Here is a 2,003-nt window from a genome sequence, read left to right as displayed (position 1 = left end):
ACCTCGCCGTCCACCGAGGCCAGGGCCGAGGGCGGCAGGGTCGCGTGGGTGACGTCCGCGCCGGTCAGCGCGGACAGCGGGTCGTCGACCGGCGCGAGCACCAGCGCGGCCCCGGTGAGCAGGGTGGCGCACAGGTCCCAGAAGGCGGCGTCGAAGCTCGGCGACGCGAGCTGGAGCACCCGGCTGCGCGGGTCGAGCGCGAGCCGCTCGACCTGGGTGGCGACGAGGCTGGGCACGCCGCCGTGGGTGACCACCACGCCCTTGGGTCGACCGGTGGAGCCGGAGGTGTAGATGACGTACGCCGGGTTCTCCGGCCGGACGAGCACCCGCGGATCGGTGTCGGGCAGCACCACCGGGTCGGTGGCAGCCGCCCCGCAGGCCACCGGTCCGCCAACCGCCAGTCCACCAGCCCCCGCCTCGCCGCCCACCGGTCCGCCAGCCACCGCCCCGCCGCCAGCGGCTCCGGTGTCCACCGGTCCAGCGCCCGCTGCCCCGCCTCCCACTGCCCCGCCACCCGCTGCCCCGCCACCCGCGAGCAGCACGCCCGCCGGGTCGTTCACCGCGTCCGGCGAGTCCACGACCAGCGCGCACCGCGCGTCGGCGAGCATCAGCTCGATGCGCGCCGCCGGGTAGGCCGGGTCGACCGGCAGGTACGCCGCGCCCGCCTTGAGCACGCCCAGCACCGCCACGACCAGCTCCACCGAGCGCGGCAGCCGCAGCGCGACCCCGTCCTCGGGGCCTGCGCCGAGCGCGCCGCGGGCGTGCGCGAACCGGTTGGCCCGCGCGTCCAGCTCCGCGTACGTCAGCGCCTCGGCCGCCCCGACGACGGCGGTCGCGCCGGGGGTGCGGTCGGCGACGGCCCGGAACAGGGCGGCGAAGTGCTCGCCCGCCACCGGCTTCGCCGTGTTGTTGCGGTCGGCCAGCGCCCGGTGCTCCAAGCCGCCGAGCAGGTCGACGGCGCGCAGCGGGAGCCCAGGGTCGGCGGTGACGGCGGTGAGCAGCCGGGTCCAGCGGGTCAGCAGCAGCTCGACGGTGGCCCGGTCGAACAGGTCGGTGCTGTACTCGACCGCGCCGACCAGGCCGCCCGGCGAGCCGTCCTCGGCGCGCCGCTCGGCGAGGCTGATGGCGAGGTCGAGCCGGGAGGTGCCGGTGGGCACCGGCACGCCGGTGACCGCCAGGCCCGGCAGGGCGAAGTCGCCGCTCGGGGCGTTCTGGACGGCGAGCACGACCTGGAGCAGCGGGTGGTGCGACAGGGACCGGGCCGGGTTGAGCACCTCCACCAGGTGCTCGAACGGCACGTCCTGGTTCGCGTACGCCTCCAGCGCCCCCTCCCGCACCCGAGCCACCAGCTCGGTGAAGCTCGGGTCGCCGGAGGTGTCGGTGCGCAGCACCAGGGTGTTGACGAAGAACCCGACCAGCTCGTCGAGCGCCTCGTCGGTGCGCCCGGCGATCGGGCTGCCGATGACGACGTCCTCACCCGCGCCGAGCTTGGTGAGCAGCCCGGCGAGCCCGGCCTGGAGCACCATGAACTGCGTCGCGCCGGACGCGCGGGCCAGGTCGGACAGCCGGGCGTGCAGACCGGCGTCCAGCTCGACGGCGAGGTGCTCGCCCCGGTGGCTGGCCCTGGCCGGGCGCGGCCGGTCGGCGGGCAGGGTGATCAGCTCGGGCAGCCCGGCGAGCCGGGCCCGCCAGTGCTCGACCTGGCGGGCGAACTCGCCGCCCTCCTCGCCCTCGTCGCCGAGCAGGTCCCGCTGCCACAGCGCGTAGTCCGCGTACTGCACCGGCAGCGGCGCCCACGCAGGCGCCTCGCCGCGAGCACGGGCCGCGTACGCGGTGGCCAGGTCGCGCGAGAGCGGCCCCATGGACCAGCCGTCCGCCGCGATGTGGTGCAGCACCACCAGCAGCACGTGCTCGTCCGGCCCGGTCACGAACAGCGCGGCCCGGATCGGCTGCTCCACCGCCAGCGCGAACTCGCGCACCGCGCAGGCCCGCAGCAGCGGCGG

1 protein-coding gene is annotated in these 2,003 nt (G+C 77.0%); it reads right to left on the bottom strand.

Annotated features, from left to right (window positions below; translation table 11 throughout):
• On the bottom strand, positions 1-2,003 hold a 2,003-nt coding region (locus ACTUAL_RS24175; protein WP_440901855.1), incomplete at both ends, for a condensation domain-containing protein.

This window comes from Actinosynnema sp. (assembly GCF_052038725.1).
Note: the sequence above shows the minus strand (reverse complement) of the source record. Positions and strands in the feature narration are given on the sequence as shown.